The organism is Sphingomonas hominis, from assembly GCF_013328205.1.
Classification (GTDB): Bacteria; Pseudomonadota; Alphaproteobacteria; order Sphingomonadales; family Sphingomonadaceae; genus Sphingomonas; species Sphingomonas hominis.
This window is the reverse complement of record NZ_JABULH010000004.1, coordinates 116,634-135,944: the sequence shown is the minus strand read 5'-3', so window position 1 is coordinate 135,944 and position 19,311 is coordinate 116,634. Positions and strand designations below refer to the sequence as shown.

The following is a 19,311-nucleotide window of genomic DNA, read 5'->3' as shown; positions in this document are numbered from 1 at the left end:
GAGACACGCTGCCAAGCCTAGCCAGCGATCTCGATTACCGCTGTCCTACAAGCCCCTGCCCAAACTAGCTCCGAGCCATGTACGCCAAGGCTCCGCCGCCCGTTCGCAAAGCCAAAGAGACGAGCCGCACGCAGCCGCCTTGGTCTCTCCTTAGTGTGACCTTCCGACCAGCCGCAGCTCCCAATTGCCGCGTCTTGGCCTCTCCTTAGCGTGACCTTCCGCCGCTCACTCCACCGTCACGCTCTTGGCCAGGTTGCGCGGCTGGTCGACATCAGTCCCCTTGGCCACCGCGACATGGTAGGCGAGCAACTGCACCGGCACCGCATAGACCAGCGGCGCGATCAGCGGGTGCACCTTGGGCATGGTGATCGTCGCGACGCAGCCCTCGCCAGCCGCCTGGATGCCGTCATAGTCGCTGATCAGCACGACCTTGCCGCCGCGCGCCTGCACTTCCTGCATGTTGCTGACAGTCTTGTCGAACAGCGGTCCCGACGGCGCGATGACGATGACCGGAACCGCGTCGTCGATCAATGCGATCGGCCCATGCTTCATCTCGCCCGCGGCATAACCCTCGGCGTGGATGTAGCTGATTTCCTTGAGCTTGAGCGCCCCCTCCAGCGCCAGCGGATAGTCGGTCCCTCGCCCCAGGTAGAGCACGTCACGCGCTGCCGCGACCACGCCAGACATCGCCTGGATCGCCTCGTCATAGGCAAGCGCGGCGTTGATCGCCGCCGGTGCTTCGCCCAGGTGACGCACGATCTGCCGCTCCTCGCCCGGCTTCAACTGCCCCTTGGCACGTGCCAGATTGGCCGCGAGCGCGGCAAGGACCGCGAGCTGGCAGGTGAACGCCTTTGTGGAGGCAACGCCGATCTCCGGTCCCGCGTGCGTCGGCAGCAGCAGGTCGGCCTCGCGCGCCATCGAGCTGGTCGGCACGTTGCAGACGACCGCGATCGTCTGCCCCTCGCTGCGCGCGTGGCGAAGCGCGGCGAGCGTGTCGGCGGTCTCGCCCGACTGGCTGATGAAGAGGGCAAGCCCGCCCGCCTCCATCACCGGCGCGCGATAACGGAACTCGCTCGCGACATCCAAGTCGACCGGCACGCGCGCGAATTGCTCGAACCAGTATTTGGCGACCATGCCGGCGTAGAAGCTCGTCCCGCACGCGACGATCGTGACGCGCTTGATGCCCGAGAGCTCGAACTGCGGGATCGGCAGCGTGATCGTCTCGTCCATACGTTGCAGGTACGAACGCAACGTCTGCGCGACGACGATCGGCTGCTCGTAGATCTCCTTGAGCATGTAATGGCGGTGGTTGCCCTTGGAGATAAGCTCGCCTGTCACGCCCGAGATCGTCACCGCGCGCTCGACCACGTTGTTGTCGCGGTCGAACACCTGCGCGCCGTCGGCGGTGCAGACGACCCAGTCGCCCTCTTCCAGATACGCGATCCGCTGCGTCAACGGCGCGAGCGCGAGCGCATCGGAGCCGAGGTAGGTCTCGCCGTCGCCATGCCCGACGACCAGCGGCGAGCCGAGCCGTGCGCCGATCAGCAGGTCGGGATGTCGCCGGAACAGGATCGCGAGCGCGAACGCGCCGTGCAGCCGCGGCAGCACGCTGCGCACCGCGCTCTGCGGATCGAGCCCAGCCTCGACCTGCTCGCTGACCAGATGTGCCACAACCTCAGTATCGGTCTCGCTGGTGAAGACGCGTCCCCGTGCGATCAGCTCGTCGCGCAGGCTCTTGAAGTTCTCGATGATACCGTTGTGCACCACGGCAACCTCCTCGGTCGCGTGCGGGTGCGCATTGTTGGTGGTCGGGCCGCCGTGTGTCGCCCAGCGCGTATGTGCGATCCCGGTCGTGCCCGGCAGCGGATGCTCGGCGAGTTCGCGCGTCAGATTGATCAGCTTGCCCGACGCGCGGCGACGCTCAATCGCGTCGTTATGATCGGTCGCGATCCCGGCCGAATCGTAACCGCGATATTCCAGCCGCTTGAGACCATCGAGCAGCCGGTCCGCGACCTCATCCCGACCAACGATGCCAACGATGCCACACATGCGATCAATCCCGTTCTCGAAACGCGCGGACGCGTTGTTCAATCGTCATCCGTGAAGACGACCTCACCGCCAATAGCGCAAACGTGCAACCAACCGGTTGCCGTCACATGAAGCGCTTGTCACTTGCCCGCTTTCGCCGCCTTGCGCGCGCGCATCTTCTCGCGAAAGCGCGTGGCCCATCCCGGCTTCGCAACCTGCTCGGGCCGGACCAGCGCCAAGGCGCCCGCCTCGACATCGCGCGTTACCACCGATCCCGCCGCAACGATCGCGCCGTTCCCGATCGTGACCGGCGCGACCAGCGCAGAGTTCGAGCCGACGAACGCCCCCTCACCGATCACGGTTTGATATTTGAAGAAGCCGTCGTAATTGCACGTGATCGTGCCCGCGCCGACGTTCGCGCCCGCGCCCACGTCGGCGTCGCCGAGATAGGTCAGGTGATTGGCCTTCGCCCCCCGTCCCAACCGCGCCTTCTTGACTTCAACGAAATTGCCGACCTTGGCGCCTTCCTCCAGCACCGCGCCCGGGCGCAGACGCGCATAGGGGCCGACCTCGACGCCTGCGCCGATCTCGGCGCCCTCGATGTGGCTGAAGGCGCGGATTGTCGCGCCGTCCGCAATTTGCACGCCGGGGCCGAAGAATACGTCTGGCTCGATCACCACATCGCGGCCGATCACCGTGTCGTGCGCGAACCACACCGTCTCGGGTGCGATCAGCGTCGCGCCATCCGCCATCGCGCGCACCCGCCGCGCTGCCTGCCACGCCGCTTCGACGCCGGCGAGTTCGACGCGGCTATTGACCCCCGCCACCTCGCTCGCCGCGGTCTCGATCACCGCGGTCTGCCGGCCGTCGCGCTGCGCCAGCATGACAATGTCGGGCAGGTAATATTCGCCCGCGGCATTGTCGTTGCTGACGCGCGACAGCAGCGTAAACAGGTCGCGCGACGATGCCGCCATCAATCCGGAATTGCACAATGTCTCGGCGCGCTCCGCCGGGCTCGCATCCTTAAATTCGACCATCTTGGCGACCAGATCACTGCCAGGCGCCGTGATGACACGACCATAGGCCGCCGCGTCAGCCGGCCGGAAGCCCAGCACTACCGCCGCCGGCGCATCCGCGGCGTGCAGGCGATCGAGCATCCGCCGCATCGTCGCCGCCTCAACCAGCGGCACGTCGCCGTACAGGATCAGCACGTCGCCGTCGAAGCCGGTGAGCACCGCCTCCGCCTGCTGTACCGCATGTCCGGTGCCGAGCTGCTCGCCCTGGTGCGCGATCGCCGCGCCATGCGCCGCGACCGCCGCCTCGACCTGCTCGCGCCCGGCGCCTACCACGATCACCGTCCGCTCGGGCACCAGCGTCCGTGCGGTATCGATCAGGTGCATTAGCATCGGCTTGCCCGCCAAGGGGTGGAGCACCTTGTGCAGGTTTGACTTCATGCGCGTACCCTTGCCCGCGGCAAGGATCACGATGGCGAGAGGCGGCTGGCTCATGGCGCGCGCCCTGCCACCACTCGCCGCCGATTTCCAGCGGGCGGGTAAGCGATCGGAAAGGAGCGCGCTTGCCACCTTGGCCTCACACGGGCACGGGCGCGGCGATGACAGCATTCCCGTTCGACATCGTCGGTTTCGACCTCGACGGTACGTTGGTCGACACGTCAGGCGATCTTGCCGGCGCGGTCAATCACGCGCTCGGCGTCGCGCATCGGCCGGCGTTGCCGATCGCGCAGATCGTGACGATGATCGGCGGTGGCGCGCGCCACATGCTGGCGCAAGCGCTGGACGCGACCGGCGGATATGATGAGGCCGAACTCGACTTTCTACACGAGCGGCTGCTTACTCACTATGAAGCCAATATCTGCGTCAATTCAGCGCCGTATCCCGGCGTGATCACCGCATTGGACAACCTCACCGTGCGCGGCGTCAGGCTGGCGGTGGCAACCAACAAGATCGAACGTTTCACGCACGCGCTGCTCGACAAACTCGGGCTCACAGGACGTTTCACGACAATCATCGGCGGCGACACGCTTGGGTCAGGCAAACAGAAGCCCTCACCCGCACCGATCAAGGCGATGATTACCGCCGCGGGCGGCGGTCGCGCCGCCTTCGTGGGCGACTCGATCTACGACGTCACTGCCGCGCAGGCCGCCGATGTGCCCGCGATCGTCTATCGCCACGGCTTTACCCGCACCGGCGTCGACGAACTCGGCGCCAGCGCGATCATCGACCATTTCGATCAACTCATTCCCACGCTGGAGCAGCTATGACCGGCCCGCGCATGCAATTCGTCTGGCGTTTCCTGCTGCTCGTCGCGACCTGCTTCGCGGTAACGATGGCATTGCTGCCGCATCCGCCAGGGGTCGTCGAGGTTGGCGACAAATATCAGCACATGCTGGCGTTCGGCACGCTGACGATCCTCTACGCGCTCGCCTTCCCCACCACGCCGCTCCCGCGCATCGGCGAGCGCCTGTCGTTCCTCGGTGCGCTCGTCGAGGTGTTTCAGTCGATCCCGGCGCTGCACCGCGACTGCGACGTGATGGACTGGGTCGCCGATACCTTCATCATCGTCGCGGTGCTGGTCGTCATCGCGCTCGCGCGTCATCTCCGCCCGAGCCGGCGCGCCGTTGCGCCTTGATCAGCAGGTGCCGTGCGAGCATCAGCGGCGGCATCCGGATCCAGTGCGAGCGGACGTAGAAGGCGAACCGCGTCGCCGGGCACGTCTCACGGCCCCAGCCATCGCGCGCGAGGAACCGCCGCGCATATAGTCGATCGCTCACATTCCGGCGCCGCCACGCCGCCGGGATCGGGGTATCGAACAACCGCGCCGCCAGCCGCGCCGCACGCGCCACGTACCGGCTCGCCTGATGCTCTGCCGCCCGCGCATGGAGCTTGAGCCAGAAGTCCGCATCGTCGTCGGCGAACTCGCGCAACAGCCGGTCGATGTCCCAAAGGTTGCGCAATCCGCCGCTCAAATCGCCATCGGCGAACAGGTGAAGGCTGGCGTGGATCACCATGTCGGCGGGCGCGAGCACAGCCAACCCGTTGCCCAGCGGCACCGCCCCCGCGATCAGCGCGTCGGCATCGGGCGTCGGCCGCGCGGTGGGTGGCAGGATCGTGTGATGCACGTCGATCATCCGGTCACGCTCGCGATGGATGAGCGGCGGCAGCTCGTGCATCCAACGGCGGTAATAGAGCTCATCGTAAGCGTCGGGTTTGGCCCATTCCCAGCCCGCCGCCAGCAACACTTGCTCGACCAACGCGATCGACGCGCGCGGCACCAGCACGTCGAGGTCGCCGATGTGACGCCCTTGCCCCGCCGCCAGTCCGCTCGCCACGAATGCCGTGCCCTTCAACAAGATCAGCGGCACTGCGAGGGGCGCGAGCACCCGGCGCATCATCTCCGCCTCCCACAAGGCGGCGCGCCGCTGTTCGGTCGCGGCATCGCGGGCGTCGCGCAGTAACTCGGCAACGACTGGCGGCACCGCGCCCACATCGACCCGCAGCGCGAGCGTTCCGATCAACTGTTCCGCTCGCGCCGCGGTAATAAGCGCAGACCAGTCGGCAGCACCAAGTGCACCGGCACGATCGGGCCGGGCAAGCACGCGCGCGAGCAACCGCGCCGCGTTCACAGCGCGCTCCACAATGCTTCCACCATGGCGAGACCGCTCTCCCCATCGGGATAATCGATCGCGCGCGCGGGGACGCGCCCGACCAAATCGGTCAGCACGCGAAAACCACTTTCGCCTAGCGCGGCGTAATTGGTGGACGCCTGCGTCAGCCGCACGAACGCTTCGGCCACGCCTACCTCCCGCACGTCGCGCGCCGATCCGAAGCTGGGAAACAGCAACAGCGCGGGGGTGGCCGGCACGTCCATTCGCGCGATCGCGTCGCGGAATGGCACTAGGTGGCGAATGTCGCCTTTGGGCGTCGCGCGCAGCATCGGTCCGAAGCGCTCTCCCGGCAGCGCGCGTTCGACCACCGCAATGGCCTCATTCTTCAAACTGATCAGCCGCGGAAAGGCGTATGCCTCGCCACTCACGGTATCGAGCAACACGAACTCGTCGCCCATGAACCGCCACCCGCGCGCACCCAGCAGCGCCGCCAGCGTCGACTTACCCGCGCCCGACTCGCCCGTCATGATCAGCGCGCGCCCATCGCGCTCGACACAGGAAGCATGGAGCAGCAGGTGGCGACGATGGCCGAGCGCGACCTGAAGGTTCATCGCCATCTCCGCCGCGAGCAGTCCGTGCGCGAGCGGCAGCGGCGCCGTGTCGGGCAGCATGTAATCGCCCGCGATGTTCACCGCAGGACGCACGAACCGGCGCCACGGTGCTACTGCCGGGAGCCGCACGGTGAAGTGCGCGATCTCCGGCACCGGATAATCGGCGTAGAGCGCGCGCAAAGCCGCAATCGGCGCCGCGAAGTCGCTGCCGACGCGAAAACCGATCGGCCCGACCCTCACCGCCGCGACATGTTTCATGCCGGTACGTGTCTCACGTCGTGCTCACTAGGCCGACCAGCATCAGTTCGCTGAGCCTGGCATCCAGCAGGTCACCCGCCGCGTCCGCCACATCGTACCGCTCGACCAGCCGCGCGAGCAGTTCGTCGCGCGTCATCGTGCCTTCGGCCAACAAGTCGAGAAGTTCGGGCGCGGGCGACGCGAGCAGGTGCGTCGCGCCCGATGGTCGGTGATACAGCGCGACCAATCCGTCGAGCTCACGGATCAACAGCGCGTCGGCGGGCGGCGCGCGGTAGCGCGTCGCGGACAATCGCCTATTTCCTCAGCATCTGAACCGAGGCGAAGCAGGTGAACCCTGCCGTGCCCCGCTGCAATCGCTGAACGTATCGGAGGTACGCGCGGCTGCGTTCGTAATCGTAACCGGGCAGGTTCGATCCGCTCGCCAGCGCGCGGCGCACCTCTTCGCCCTTCAACGGGCGACTGGGCGGTGCAAAGGAACCCGCAGTTCCCGCCGCCACGACCTCTCCGTCCTTACTGATGTACCCGCGCGAACGGCCAGCGTCGGGCACAGGAATGTCGCACATCAGCACCGATCCTGCCGCCTGCGCCAGCGCGGGGCGGATCGACACCACCGACGCCGCACCGACTGCGCCCAGCATCAACGCGCGGCGACGCGTGGCGCCGTTCGCTTCGCCGTCGACACCGGTGGGAGTATCTTCGTCCATCGAGCCCTTCTAACAGCCTTCGCCCTTCCACAATCCTAATGTTGCGGCAAGCGCGGCGTTGAGGGCGTACCATTCGGGCACGTTTACCACCGTGCGGACGGACGCTTGCCCTCCGTCGCGAAACGGCTAGGCGACGAAGCGTGATCGAAGGTTTCGCGCTCCGCACCTGGCTTGCCGGCACGATCGCGGTGGTGACCGCCGCCATCGTCTTTGCCTATTCGCGCGATGTGCAGCTCGCGCTGATCGCGCTGGTCGGCGGCGCGACCGCGACCGTGATCGCGCGCAACATCGGCGATTCGGATACTATGGAGGCAGACAGCGACGGCGATGGCGACCAACCGCTTGAACTCGCGCCGGTGCTGGAGGCGATCCTCGATCCGGTCGTGATGGTGCGCCAGGACCGCGTGATCGCGGCCAACCGTCCCGCGCGCACCCTGCTGGGGCAGCATATCATCGGCGAGGATATCCGCACGGCGATCCGCCACCCCGCCGCCAGCGATTATCTTGCCCTGCCCCCTGCCGAGCGCGGCACCGCGCCGATCGAACTCGTCGGCCTCGGCGCACAGGACCGTCGCTGGCAGATGCGCGCGACCGAAACCGCGCCGGGTACGCAGATCGTCCACCTGCTCGATCAGACCGGGCAGCACGCCGCCGAGCGGATGCGCGTCGACTTCGTCGCCAACGCGAGCCACGAGCTGCGCACGCCCTTGTCCTCGATCCTCGGTTATGTCGAGACGCTCAGCGACGAGGCCGGCGACGATCCCGCGATCCGCCAACGTTTCCTCGGCATCGTGTTCGACGAGGCGACGCGCATGGAGCGGCTGGTTGAGGATCTGATGAGCCTGTCACGGATCGAGGCGGAGAAGTTTCGCCTTCCCTCGGCCACCGTCGACCTGAACCTGCTCGCGGTCGAAGTGCACGAGGCGCTGCGTCACAGCCGCGGCACGCGCGGCGAGGATATTGTGCTGCAACTCGATGAGAACGTGCCGCCGGTCGCGGGCGACCGCGTGCAATTGTCACAGGTGCTGCACAATCTGATTGGTAACGCGATGAAATATGGCCGCACCGGTACACCGGTTACTGTCACCCTACAGGCTGGCCCGCGTGATGCAGTGGTAATGCAGATCGAGGACGAGAGCGAGGGCATCGCGCCCGAGCACATCCCCCGGCTGACCGAGCGTTTCTACCGCGTCGACGCCGGACGCAGCCGCTCGCTCGGCGGCACCGGCCTCGGCCTCGCGATCGTCAAGCACATCGTCGAGCGTCACCGGGGCCGCTTCGATATCGCCAGCACCGTCGGCAAGGGCACGCGCGTGACCGTCACGCTTCGCGCCGCCGAGCGCTGACCGCGCGCTAGCCGGAGCCGCTGTCATCAAGCGGTAACGCGAGTGTCACACGGAGCCTGGCGGGGGTTGGCGCCGCGGGGGCGCGACCGTTCAATCGGGGAAACGATGCGTCGTCACGTCCTGGCGCTCGCGGCATGGCTGCCGGTCGCGCTCGGCGCCTGCGTGGATCAGGCGGCGGGCGGCGGCGCGGGTGCGCGCGACCAGATCCGCGTTGTCGGCTCCTCGACCGTTTATCCCTTCACAACCCTGATCGCCGAACAATATCTCGCCGCCAACCCTGATGCGCGGCCGCCCGTGATCGAGTCGACTGGCACCGGTGCCGGCATACGCCTGTTCTGCGCCGGTATCGGTGCCTCCTACGCCGACCTCGTCGACGCATCGCGACGGATGAAGCGCAGCGAATATGACGAATGCGCGCGGCACGGCGCGGGTGACCTGATGGAGGTGCAGATCGGCATCGACGGGATCGCCTTAGCCGAGGCGCGACAAGGGCCGCCGATGCGTTTGACGCCTGCCCTGCTGTTCCGGGCGCTCGCCGCCGCGCCGAACGGCCAGCTCAATCGCAGCCGCACCTGGCGCGATCTCGACCCGGCGCTGCCCGCAACACCGATCCGCGTCTACGGCCCGCCTGCGACCAGCGGCACGCGCGAGGCGTTCGCCGAGCTGATCCTGGCGCGTGGGTGCGAGGCGCTCGATCCAAATCTTGCCGAATTGCGCGAGCGGAACCGTGCGGCGTTCGATGCGCGTTGCCTGACCGTGCGCGACGACGGCGCCTATATCGACGCGGGCGAGAACGATAACTTGATCGTTCAAAAGCTAGGCGCCAACCCCGACGCGATCGGCATCTTCGGCTACAGTTACCTGGAGGAGAACAGCGACGCGGTGCGCGGCGTCGCGATCAGCGGCGTTGAGCCGACATATCAGGCGATCGCCGATGGCCGCTATCCCGGTGCTCGCCCGCTCTACGTCTACGTCAAGCGCGCGCACCTGCGCGCGGTGCCCGGGCTACGCCGCTTCATCGCGCTCTATGCCGGCGATTGGGCGCCAGGTGGCGCGCTGACCCGCCGCGGCCTGATCCCCAGCCCGGCGAGCGTGCGCGCGCGCGCCGCCGACACCATCCTGCACAATCGCGCGCTCGATCCCGGCTCCCTAGACTCCGACGTGATCGGTTGATGTCGTCGCTGACGCTCCTGTTTCTGATCGCCGCCTTGGGTCTCGTCGCCTGGGTGGTGGCGCGGACGCGGGCGCGGCGATTTCGGCGTGGCGCGCGCCAGCGGTTCAGCTCGTTGCCGCAGCATCACGGCTGGTATGTGGCGTTGTGCACGGTGGTGCCCGCACTGACCTTTCTGCTGCTCTGGTATTTCGTCTCGCCCGCGCTGGTGACCGATGCCGTGCTCGCCACGCCGGGCGCCGCAGCGCTGCCCCCGGCGGGGTTCGACCGTGCTGCGATCCTGTCCGAAGCGCGTGAGATCGCGGCCAATCGCGCTTTTGGGGCGTTTACGCCACTCGCCGACCGGCTCGCACCGGGTTACGCCGCAGCACAGGCGCGTTTCGATGCAATCGGTACCGCTATCGCGTTGCTGCTCGCCTTTGCCGGTTGCGCGTGGTCGTTTCTTCGCGTGCGGCCTGGGTTTTCTGCGCGGACACGCAACGAGCGGCTGGTCATGTGGCTGCTTCTCGCCGCCTCCCTCGTCGCGATCGCGACAACCGTGGGGATCGTGCTCAGTCTGTTAATCGAGAGCGCGCGCTTTTTCCGGATCGTGCCGGTCGGCGATTTCCTGCTCGGCACGCGCTGGAACCCGGGGGTGATTGACCCGCGCGATTCCGGTGCGGCGCTCGGCGCATTGCCGCTGTTCTGGGGCACGTTCTTCATCGGGGCGGTGATCGCGATGGCGGTCGCGGTGCCGCTCGGGCTGATGAGCGCGATCTACCTGACGCAATATGCGACCCCGCGCGCGCGCCGCTGGATGAAGCCGCTGCTGGAGGTGCTCGCCGGCGTGCCGACCGTCGTTTACGGCTATCTCGCCGCGCTGACGGTCGCGCCCGCGGTGCGACAGGTGGGTGCGGCACTCGGCATTGCCTCGGCCTCCTCGGAGAGCGCGCTCGCCGCCGGGCTGGTGATGGGGATCATGATCATCCCGTTCGTCTCCTCGATGGCGGACGATTCGCTCGCCGCCGTCCCGGCATCGATGCGCGATGGCAGTCTCGCGATGGGGGCGACGAGCGCGGAGACGATCAAGCGCGTGCTGGTGCCCGCAGCACTGCCCGGCGTGATCGGCGGCGTGCTGCTCGCGGTCAGCCGCGCAGTCGGCGAGACAATGATCGTCGTCATGGCTGCTTCGGGCGTTGCCACGCTGACGCTCAATCCGTTCGCCAGCACCACCACCGTCACCAAGCAGATCGTCGACCTGCTGACCGGCGAGGCGGCGTTCGCCTCCGCGAAGACGCTCGCCGCCTTTGCGCTCGGGCTCACGCTGTTCGTCGTCACCTTGCTGCTGAACGTCGTCGCACTGATGGTCGTGCGCCGCTACCGCGAGGCGTATGAGTAAGTCGCTCGTCCTCGAAGCGCCGTTGAGCACCGCCGAGGTCGAGCCGCACCGCCCGACCGATTGGCGCAGCAGCGCGATGGAGCGGCGCATCCGCCGTCGTTACGCCGCGGAACGTCGTTTCCGCCTGCTCGGGCTCGGCGCAGTGGTTATCTCCGCGGGGTTCCTCGCCTTCCTGCTGATCGTGATGATCGCGCAAGGTCACCTGGGTTTCGTCGAGACGCGCGTCGCGTTGCCGCTCGATCTGCGCCAGGCGCGTCTCGGGCTGAGTGCGGAGCGACTGCGCGGGCCCGGCGCCGACCTCGCGCTGTCGGGTGCGGGGCTGGAGCGCGCAGTGGATGCGGCAGCGAACCGCGCTTATCTTACCGAGGGCGGTGCGGCGTTGCTCTCGGACGGCGCATGGCTGCGCGTGCGCGACCGATTGAAGCGCGATCCGCACCTGCTGGCGCGACCGTTCACGATCGACCTGCCGGTCGCGAGCGCGATCGACGTCGGGGCAAAGGGCACCGGCACGCCCGCCGCGGAGCGCGTCGTCGCCGCGCTTGGTCCCCGGCTGTCGCGCGGGATGGCTTGGGATTTCTTCACCGGCGCCGATTCGACCGACGCGACGCGCGCGGGGATCTGGGGCGCGCTCAAGGGATCGCTGTTGACCATGCTCGTTACGCTCGCGCTCGCCTTTCCGGTCGGCGTGCTGTCGGCGATCTATCTCGAGGAATATGCGCCGCGGAACCGCGCGACCGATTTCCTCGAGGTGTCGATCAACAATCTCGCGGCCGTTCCCTCGATCGTGTTCGGGCTGCTCGGACTCGCGGTGTTCCTCGGCACGCTCCATCTGCCGCGCTCGGCGCCCCTTGTCGGCGGGCTGACGCTCGCGCTGATGACGATGCCGGTGATCGTGATCGCGTCGCGCAACGCGATCCGCGCGGTGCCGCCTTCGATCCGCGATGCCGCACTCGCGGTCGGCGCGTCGCCGATCCAGGTCGTGTCGCACCACGTCCTGCCGCTCGCCGCGCCCGGTATCCTGACCGGGACCATCATCGGCATGGCGCGGGCGCTGGGCGAAACCGCGCCGCTGCTGATGATCGGGATGCGCGCCTTTATTGCCGCGCCGCCCGACCGGCTGACCGATCCCGCAACCGCCTTGCCGGTGCAGATCTTTCTGTGGTCCGACCAGGTCAGCCGCGGCTTTGTCGAAAAGACGTCGGCGGCCATCCTGGTGCTGCTCGTATTCCTGCTCGCGATGAACGGCGTCGCGATCTTCCTACGCAACCGTTTCGAGACGCGCTGGTGATGAGCAACAACCCGCCCAAGATGACCGCGAGCCACGTCGACGTCTTTTACGGCGCGAACCATGCGATCCGCGACGTGTCGATCGACGTGTACCAGGAGGACGTTACCGCCTTCATCGGTCCGTCGGGCTGCGGGAAGTCGACTTTCCTGCGCAGTCTCAACCGCATGAACGACACGATCCCAACCGCGCGCGTGTCGGGCGACATCAGGCTCGACGGCGAGGACATCTACGCGCGCGATATGGACGTGGTGCAATTGCGTGCGCGGGTTGGAATGGTCTTCCAGAAACCCAATCCGTTTCCTAAGTCTATCTACGAGAACGTCGCCTACGGCCCCAAGATACACGGGCTGGCTCAGTCAAAGGCCGAGCTCGACCGCATCGTCGAGCGCTCGCTGACACGCGCCGGGTTGTGGAACGAGGTCAAGGATCGCCTGTCCCACTCCGGAACCGCGCTGTCAGGTGGTCAGCAGCAGCGATTGTGCATCGCGCGCGCGATCGCGGTCGACCCGGAGGTGATCCTGATGGACGAACCGTGCTCCGCGCTTGATCCGATCGCCACCGCGCGGATCGAGGAACTAATACACGACCTGCGCGGCCGCTACGCGATCGTGATCGTCACGCACAACATGCAACAGGCCGCACGCGTCAGCCAGCGGACAGCCTTCTTTCACCTCGGACAGTTGATCGAATACGGCGACACCTCCGACATCTTCACCAATCCCCGCCAGGAGCGGACCAAGGATTACATCACCGGCCGGTACGGCTGAGGGATAGAGCAATGGCAAGCAGCCAGGAACATACGGTCAAGGCGTTCGACCAGGACATCGGGCAATTACGCGGGCTGATCTCGCAGATGGGTGGACTCGCCGAGGCGGCGATCGGCAATGCGATGCTGGCGCTCCAGCGCGGCGATCACGAACTCGCCGCGCAGGTCCGCGCCGACGATCGCAAGATCGACGCAATTCAGCACGAGGTCGAGCGCGCGGTCGTGCGCATCATCGCACTGCGTGCACCGATGGCGAATGATCTGCGCGAGGTCGTCGCCGCGCTCAAGATTGCGACGGTGGTCGAGCGGATCGGCGACTATGCCAAGAACATCGCGAAACGCGTGCCGCAGATAGACAGCGAACACCGCATCGACCCGATCTCGACCCTTCCTGCGATGGCGCGGATGGCGGCGGACATGGTGCGCGACGTGCTCGACGCCTTTGCCGCGCGCGATCCCGATGCCGCAGTCGCGATCTGCGAGCGCGACGATGCGCTGGACGATTTCTACGACAGCATCTTTCGCACGCTCGTCACCTACATGGTCGAGAACCCGAAAACGATCAGCCAGTGCGCGCATCTGCTGTTCGTCGCCAAGCATCTGGAGCGGATCGGCGACCATGCGACCAACGTCGCCGAGATGATCCACTTCGCCGCGCACGGCACGTCGATCGCCGACCGCGAGCGGTCCGAACCCACCTTTTCGCCAAGGAGCTGACCCACAATGGCACGCGCACGCATGTTGCTGGTCGAGGACGATGCGAGCCTCGCCGAACTGCTCGTCTGGCATTTCGCCCGCGAGAATTTCGACGTGCAGCACACGATCGATGGCGAGGAAGCGCTGCTGCTCGCGCGCGAGACGCCGCCCGACATCGTGCTGCTCGACTGGATGGTCGAGGGTATTTCCGGCATCGAGGTCTGCCGCCGGCTGCGCCGCGCCGCCGAGACGCAGAACGTGCCGATCATCATGCTGACCGCGCGCGGCGAGGAAGAGGACCGCGTCCGCGGACTCGAGACGGGGGCGGACGATTACGTCACCAAGCCTTTCTCCCCGCGCGAACTGGTCGCTCGCGTCGGCGCGGTGCTGCGCCGCGTCCGCCCTGCACTCGCGGGTGAGGCGCTGAGCTATTCCGACCTCGAAATGGACACGGTCGGCCACAAGGTTCGCCGCAGCGGCGAGGTGATCCCGCTCGGGCCGACCGAATTTCGCCTGCTCAAGCACTTCCTCGAACATCCCGGTCACGTCTTCTCGCGCGAGCGGCTGCTCGACAGCGTCTGGGGCCACGACAGCGACATCGAGAGCCGCACCGTCGACGTCCACATCCGTCGGCTACGCAAGGCGATCAATGAGGGCGGTCGCCCCGACATCATCCGTACAGTGCGCTCAGCCGGTTATGCGCTGGATGCCGGGCATTGATAGCGCGGACCACACCGAAACATTGATCCCGTTGCGGGACCGTTCTGCCGGCCGACGTCGGATCGCTCCCGCAACAATGGACCCTTCCTGCCGATCGCACGTTCCCCCGACCGCGTGTCTTTCACACGACCGATATTCGGCAGGAGAGTTCTCATGAAGTCGATCCTATTCGCAGCCGCCGCTTTCATTGCGGTGCCCGCCATCGCGCAGACGACCACCCCCACCGACGGCAGTGCCACGATGCCGCAGGACCAGACCGCGCCGCCGACCGATTCGACGACGATGCCGTCGTCCGACCCGTCGATGTCGACGCCGCCGACCGCTTCGGATCCCAACATGTCGACGCAGGGTTCGATGCAGAACGCGCCGATGAACCAGTCGCAGACCATGCCCGCGCCGACGACCGGCGGTGACGGCACGATGGCCACTCCGGCAGGCGGCTACCAGCCTTCCCAGCCGGCGATGAGCGGTCAGATGACGCCGGGCGCGACCGTGCGCTATCAGGCGGCGCAGGATCCGGCCACCGCCTATCCGGCACCGGCACCCAAGGCGAGCTATCCGATCTGCAAGGCCGGTCAGTATGACGGCTGCACGCAGGCGAGCGACGCGCGCGGTTCGCGCAAGGCGACCCGCCGCCGTCGCTAAGCGGCACAAGCGGGCGGTTGCGCCCGTTTGAATGACGAGTATGGAAGGCGCTCCAGTTTTCACGCAGGAGCGCCTTTTCCATGTCCATCCGTTTCGACGACAAGGTCGCGATCGTCACCGGTGCCGGCGGCGGTCTAGGCCGCGAATATGCGCTCGAACTCGCGCGCCGCGGTGCGAAGGTCGTCGTCAATGATCTGGGCGGCGATCGCAGCGGCCAAGGCGCGTCCGATGCGGCGCAAAAGGTGGTTGCCGAGATTGAGGCAATGGGCGGCGAGGCGATCGCCAACGGCGCCAGCGTCACCGAATATGATCAGATGGTCGAGATGGTCGCGCAGGCGAAGGAAAAATGGGGTGGCGTCCACGTCCTGATCAACAACGCCGGCGTGCTGCGCGACAAGTCGTTCGCGAAGATGGAGCCTGCCGACTTCGATTTCGTTGTCAAGGTTCACCTGATCGGCTCGGCCAACGCGACCAAGGCGTGCTGGGACACCTTCCGCGAGCAGAATTACGGCCGCGTACTGATGACGGCGTCATCGACAGGGCTGTTCGGCAACTTCGGGCAGGCGAATTATGGCGCGGCCAAGCTCGGCCTCGCCGGCCTGACCAAGACGCTGTACCTCGAAGGCGCGAAAAACAACATCAAGGTCAATACGCTCGCTCCGACGGCGGGTACGCGCATGACGCAGGACATCTTTCCCGAACAATTGTTCGACGCCTTCTCGCCCCACAAGGTCGTGCCCGCCGCGCTGTTCCTGGTCAGCGAGGATGCACCGACCAATCAGATCCTCGGTGCGGGGGCGGGCGTGTTCCAGGCGAGCTACGTCACGCTGACCCAGGGTGTAGCACTTAAGGGCGACGATCTATCGCCCGAGGGGATCGCGGCGCATTGGGCGCAGATCACCGACCGCGCGAACGAGATCGTGCCGGAGTCGGGCGCTGCGCAGGCGATGCTGATCGGTAAGAAACTTCAGGAAGGCTGATTGGCAATTGGGTGCTTCCGACATGGAAGCACCCGCCACAGCGACCTAGCAGGGCTGGGTCAACTCGGGCTTATAGCCGGATTGATCATCGACAAGTAATCATTGGAGACAGCGCTTCTGTTCGACAAACGCGCCACCTGAATGTCTCATGCAAGTTAGCAGGCAGCCGCCGTCATTCTCCCACCAGCTTGACCAAGCGCCGCTCGACCGGAGCCAAAACTGGGCCGATCTCGTGCCCACGCTTGATCACCTGCCCCGCTTCCCCGATCAGCGCCCACATACCCTGACGCTGGCGTAGGCTGGGTCGCTTCTCGATCCGGAACTCGGGCCGCTCGGTTGCGCGGCGGAAGGCGGAGAACACCGCCGCCTCACGGCCAAGGTCGATTGCGTAATCGCGCCAATACCCCGCCGCGACCATCCGCCCATACAGATCGAGGATGCGCGTCAACTCCGCCCGCTCGAACGGCACTTGTGACGGCCCCGACGGCGATTGGGGAAAGGGCGTCACGACACCCATCAGGCGCGACGCCGATCCTGCTCGTCGAGCAGCGCATCGAGCCGCTTGCGCATCGCCTCCAACTCGCATCGCAGAATCTCGACCTGCTGCGTCGCGGGATCGAACATTTCCGAGCACGGCGTGCCGTAGGGCACAAAGCGGCGTTCCGGCGCCTGCCCACCCTCGACCATCGTCGGCCGAGCCGGAATGCCGACCATCACCGCGCCCTCGGGCACGTCGCGCGTCACCACTGCGTTCGCCCCCACACGTGCGCGCCGGCCAACCGTGATCGGTCCCAGCACCTGCGCGCCCGACCCGATGATCGCACCGTCGGCGATGGTTGGGTGCCGCTTTCCGCCGACACCATTGTCGGGGCTCGTGCCCCCCAGTGTCACGCACTGGTAGATGGTGACGTTATCGCCGATGACCGCCGTCTCGCCGATCACCACGAAACCGTGATCGATGAAAAAGTTGCGGCCGATACTTGCGCCCGGATGGATGTCGATCGCGGTCGTGACGCGCGAAAAGTGATTCACGCACCGCGCGAGAAAGAACATCCGTCGGCGAAACAGCGCGTGTGCCACCTTGTGCCAACCAAGCGCCCAGACACCGGGATAGGTAAGAATTTCGGCGCGGCTACGCGGCGCGGGATCGCGGGCGCGGATCGAATCAAGATAGGTAAGAAAAGGCATAGTTCCGCGCCCCTATACGCGTGAGCGGCTCACTTAGGTTCGGTGCGCGGCCTTTTCCAGCGGTGACACGCTGTGCCGCAAAGCCTAGCCTGAACATAGGATTTCTACCTCGACGCAGCCCGCCGATGTCCGCAAGAGGTGAACATGCCTGATCTCAGCCTGATCGACCCCGCCGCGATCCTGCCGTTCGTGGCGATCGGCTTTGCCGCGCAGCTGGTCGACGGCGCGCTCGGCATGGCGTTCGGCGTCATCTGTAACGTACTGCTGGTCGCGGTGGTCGGCCTTCCGCCGGCACGCGCGTCGGCGAACGTGCACATCGTGGAGACGTTCACGACCGCCGTGTCCGGCGTTAGCCACGCGCTGCACGGCAACATCGATCGCAAGCTGTTCGCCCGGTTGCTGGTTCCGGGCCTGATCGGCGGGGTGACCGGTGCCTATGTCCTGACCAGCATTGACGGCAGCGTGGTGAAGCCGTTCGTGCTCGCCTATCTGGTCGCCATGGGTATCTACCTGCTGGTGCGCGGGTTGATGGCGATTCCGCAGCACGGGCGTGCCAAGGTGGTGGCACCGATCGGGTTGGTCGGCGGGTTCCTCGACGCGGTCGGCGGCGGTGGTTGGGGCCCCATGGTGACCTCCAACCTGCTGGTTCAAGGCGTCGAGCCGCGCCGCGTCGTCGGCACCGTCAACGCGGTCGAGTTCTTCCTGACCGCGACCGTGTCGGCGACCTTCATCTATCACCTGGGGCTGAAGGATTTCGCCACCGCGACGCTCGGCCTGCTGATCGGCGGGGTCGCCGCGGCGCCGATCGGCGCGATATTGGCGAAGAAGATACCAACGCGGCCGCTGATGATCCTGGTCGGCAGTGTGCTGACGATCACCAGCACCTACGGTTTCATTGTCGCCGTCTTGATGTAGATCAACTTCAACGCTTGCTTGATCGACCGCATCGTCTATCCATGATGCTGCGATCGATCGGAGCGATGATGTCAGCCACCTATCTGCCGACGCTGAAGCAACTGCAATATCTGGTGGCATTGAAGGATCATGGCCATTTCGGCCGCGCGGCGGACGCCTGTTTCGTGACGCAATCGACGCTTTCCGCGGGTCTGCGCGAGCTGGAAACGCTGATCGGCGTGGTGTTGGTCGAGCGCACGCGCCGCGTGGTGCGCTTCACGCCGCTGGGTGACCAGATCGCGGCCAAGGCACGCCGCGTGCTGCGCGAAGCGGAGGAGCTGGGCGACATGGCGCGCGCCGCCGGGCGTCCGCTGTCGGGCGAGATGCGGATGAGCGTCATTCCGACGATCGCGCCGTTCATGCTGCCGCGCATCCTGCCGACGCTGCGCAAGGACTACCCCGATCTGAAGCTGTTCCTGCGTGAGGAGCCGAGCGGGCCGGCGTGCGAGGCGCTGGCGAACGGACGCGCGGACTGCGTGCTGCTCGCCCTGCCCTATGCGTGCGGGGATGTAACGGTGGCGCCGCTGTTCGACGACCGGTTGTACCTGGCGTTTCCGCAAGGCGAGCTGGCAGCGGGCGCAGCATCGGTGCAGCCGGCCGACATTGATGAAACGCGGCTGCTGCTGCTGGAAGACGGGCACTGCCTGAAGGATCACGCGCTGGCGGCGTGCAATCGGCCCGAGTTGCGCGCGGAGGCGACGATGCTGGGCACGTCGCTTCACACCGTGGTGCAGATGGTCGACAATGGATTGGGCGTCACCATGCTGCCGAAGATCGCGCTCGACGCGGGCATCTTGGATCACACGCGGGTGTCCGCGCGTCCGCTGGATGCCGAACATCCCGACCGGACCCTGGCATTGGTGTGGCGGCGCGCCTCGCCGCGCGAGCGCGATTTCCAATTGCTGGCCGAGGTGTTGAAGACGGCTGCCTGAGGCGGAAGGTCACGCGAAGTT

General features: G+C 66.6%; 21 protein-coding genes. 13 read left to right on the top strand and 8 right to left on the bottom strand.

The features are described from left to right. Window positions 1-225: 225 nt before the first annotated feature. On the bottom strand, window positions 226-2,049 hold the full coding sequence (gene glmS, locus HRV97_RS10735) for a glutamine--fructose-6-phosphate transaminase (isomerizing) (RefSeq protein ID WP_174194269.1): 1,824 nt from the start codon (window positions 2,047-2,049) through the stop codon (window positions 226-228). A 119-nt stretch (window positions 2,050-2,168) separates the two neighbouring features. Further along, window positions 2,169-3,536 carry a bifunctional UDP-N-acetylglucosamine diphosphorylase/glucosamine-1-phosphate N-acetyltransferase GlmU gene (glmU, locus tag HRV97_RS10730; RefSeq protein WP_174194268.1) on the bottom strand — a complete coding sequence of 456 codons (1,368 nt, stop codon included), beginning with the start codon at window positions 3,534-3,536 and terminating at the stop codon, window positions 2,169-2,171. Between the two features lie 104 nt (window positions 3,537-3,640). On the opposite strand from glmU, the gene HRV97_RS10725 reads away from it, so the two are divergent. Both HRV97_RS10725 and HRV97_RS10720 read left to right on the top strand, forming a co-directional pair. Next, window positions 3,641-4,309, top strand: a complete 669-nt coding sequence (locus HRV97_RS10725; RefSeq protein ID WP_174194267.1) for an HAD-IA family hydrolase — start codon at window positions 3,641-3,643, stop codon at window positions 4,307-4,309. Beyond that, window positions 4,306-4,677, top strand: coding sequence for a VanZ family protein (locus tag HRV97_RS10720; protein WP_246248681.1), 372 nt, complete (start codon window positions 4,306-4,308; stop codon window positions 4,675-4,677). Before HRV97_RS10725 ends, HRV97_RS10720 begins: the two co-directional genes overlap by 4 nt. Here HRV97_RS10720 and HRV97_RS10715 read toward each other — a convergent pair. The 4 genes from HRV97_RS10715 to HRV97_RS10700 are packed head-to-tail and all read right to left on the bottom strand — an operon-like array spanning window position 4,625 to window position 7,226. Continuing rightward, a complete protein-coding gene (locus HRV97_RS10715; RefSeq protein ID WP_174194266.1) occupies window positions 4,625-5,683 on the bottom strand; it encodes a nucleotidyltransferase family protein in 1,059 nt (352 codons plus the stop codon). The genes HRV97_RS10720 and HRV97_RS10715 overlap by 53 nt on opposite strands. Then, window positions 5,668-6,522, bottom strand: coding sequence for an HprK-related kinase A (locus tag HRV97_RS10710; RefSeq protein ID WP_174194265.1), 855 nt, complete (start codon window positions 6,520-6,522; stop codon window positions 5,668-5,670). The genes HRV97_RS10715 and HRV97_RS10710 overlap by 16 nt, the downstream gene beginning before the upstream one ends. A gap of 13 nt (window positions 6,523-6,535) precedes the next feature. Next, on the bottom strand, window positions 6,536-6,811 hold the full coding sequence (locus tag HRV97_RS10705; RefSeq protein WP_174194264.1) for an HPr-rel-A system PqqD family peptide chaperone: 276 nt from the start codon (window positions 6,809-6,811) through the stop codon (window positions 6,536-6,538). A gap of 4 nt (window positions 6,812-6,815) precedes the next feature. After that, on the bottom strand, window positions 6,816-7,226 hold the full coding sequence (locus HRV97_RS10700; RefSeq protein WP_174194263.1) for a hypothetical protein: 411 nt from the start codon (window positions 7,224-7,226) through the stop codon (window positions 6,816-6,818). 140 nt (window positions 7,227-7,366) lie between these two features. Between HRV97_RS10700 and HRV97_RS10695 the strand changes: the two genes are divergently transcribed. From HRV97_RS10695 to HRV97_RS10655, 9 genes are all read left to right on the top strand, one after another. Further along, window positions 7,367-8,572, top strand: coding sequence for an ATP-binding protein (locus tag HRV97_RS10695; RefSeq protein WP_174194262.1), 1,206 nt, complete (start codon window positions 7,367-7,369; stop codon window positions 8,570-8,572). Between the two features lie 105 nt (window positions 8,573-8,677). Next, window positions 8,678-9,745 (top strand): substrate-binding domain-containing protein, encoded by a 1,068-nt coding sequence (locus HRV97_RS10690; RefSeq protein WP_174194261.1) that lies wholly within the window; start codon window positions 8,678-8,680, stop codon window positions 9,743-9,745. Then, a complete protein-coding gene (gene pstC, locus HRV97_RS10685; RefSeq protein WP_174194260.1) occupies window positions 9,745-11,121 on the top strand; it encodes a phosphate ABC transporter permease subunit PstC in 1,377 nt (458 codons plus the stop codon). Before HRV97_RS10690 ends, pstC begins: the two co-directional genes overlap by 1 nt. Further along, window positions 11,114-12,409, top strand: coding sequence for a phosphate ABC transporter permease PstA (pstA, locus tag HRV97_RS10680; protein WP_174194259.1), 1,296 nt, complete (start codon window positions 11,114-11,116; stop codon window positions 12,407-12,409). Before pstC ends, pstA begins: the two co-directional genes overlap by 8 nt. Beyond that, entirely contained in the window at window positions 12,409-13,176 is a 768-nt protein-coding gene (pstB, locus tag HRV97_RS10675) for a phosphate ABC transporter ATP-binding protein PstB (protein WP_174194258.1), read from the top strand. Before pstA ends, pstB begins: the two co-directional genes overlap by 1 nt. 11 nt (window positions 13,177-13,187) lie before the next feature. Continuing rightward, window positions 13,188-13,892, top strand: coding sequence for a phosphate signaling complex protein PhoU (phoU, locus tag HRV97_RS10670; RefSeq protein ID WP_174194257.1), 705 nt, complete (start codon window positions 13,188-13,190; stop codon window positions 13,890-13,892). Between the two features lie 6 nt (window positions 13,893-13,898). Then, complete coding sequence (gene phoB, locus HRV97_RS10665; RefSeq protein ID WP_174194256.1) at window positions 13,899-14,591, top strand: phosphate regulon transcriptional regulator PhoB; 693 nt, start codon at window positions 13,899-13,901, stop codon at window positions 14,589-14,591. Window positions 14,592-14,744: 153 nt separating this feature from the next. Then, entirely contained in the window at window positions 14,745-15,236 is a 492-nt protein-coding gene (locus tag HRV97_RS10660; RefSeq protein ID WP_174194255.1) for a hypothetical protein, read from the top strand. Between the two features lie 80 nt (window positions 15,237-15,316). Further along, a complete protein-coding gene (locus HRV97_RS10655; protein ID WP_174194254.1) occupies window positions 15,317-16,216 on the top strand; it encodes an SDR family NAD(P)-dependent oxidoreductase in 900 nt (299 codons plus the stop codon). A 172-nt stretch (window positions 16,217-16,388) separates the two neighbouring features. Here HRV97_RS10655 and HRV97_RS10650 read toward each other — a convergent pair whose 3' ends face one another. Further along, a complete protein-coding gene (locus HRV97_RS10650) occupies window positions 16,389-16,733 on the bottom strand; it encodes a DUF2794 domain-containing protein (RefSeq protein ID WP_174194253.1) in 345 nt (114 codons plus the stop codon). After that, entirely contained in the window at window positions 16,733-17,404 is a 672-nt protein-coding gene (epsC, locus tag HRV97_RS10645) for a serine O-acetyltransferase EpsC (protein ID WP_174194252.1), read from the bottom strand. The genes HRV97_RS10650 and epsC overlap by 1 nt, the downstream gene beginning before the upstream one ends. 144 nt (window positions 17,405-17,548) lie before the next feature. Between epsC and HRV97_RS10640 the strand changes: the two genes are divergently transcribed. Further along, on the top strand, window positions 17,549-18,319 hold the full coding sequence (locus HRV97_RS10640; protein WP_174194251.1) for a sulfite exporter TauE/SafE family protein: 771 nt from the start codon (window positions 17,549-17,551) through the stop codon (window positions 18,317-18,319). A gap of 68 nt (window positions 18,320-18,387) precedes the next feature. Next, entirely contained in the window at window positions 18,388-19,290 is a 903-nt protein-coding gene (locus HRV97_RS10635) for a hydrogen peroxide-inducible genes activator (RefSeq protein WP_174194456.1), read from the top strand. Window positions 19,291-19,311 lie beyond the last annotated feature (21 nt).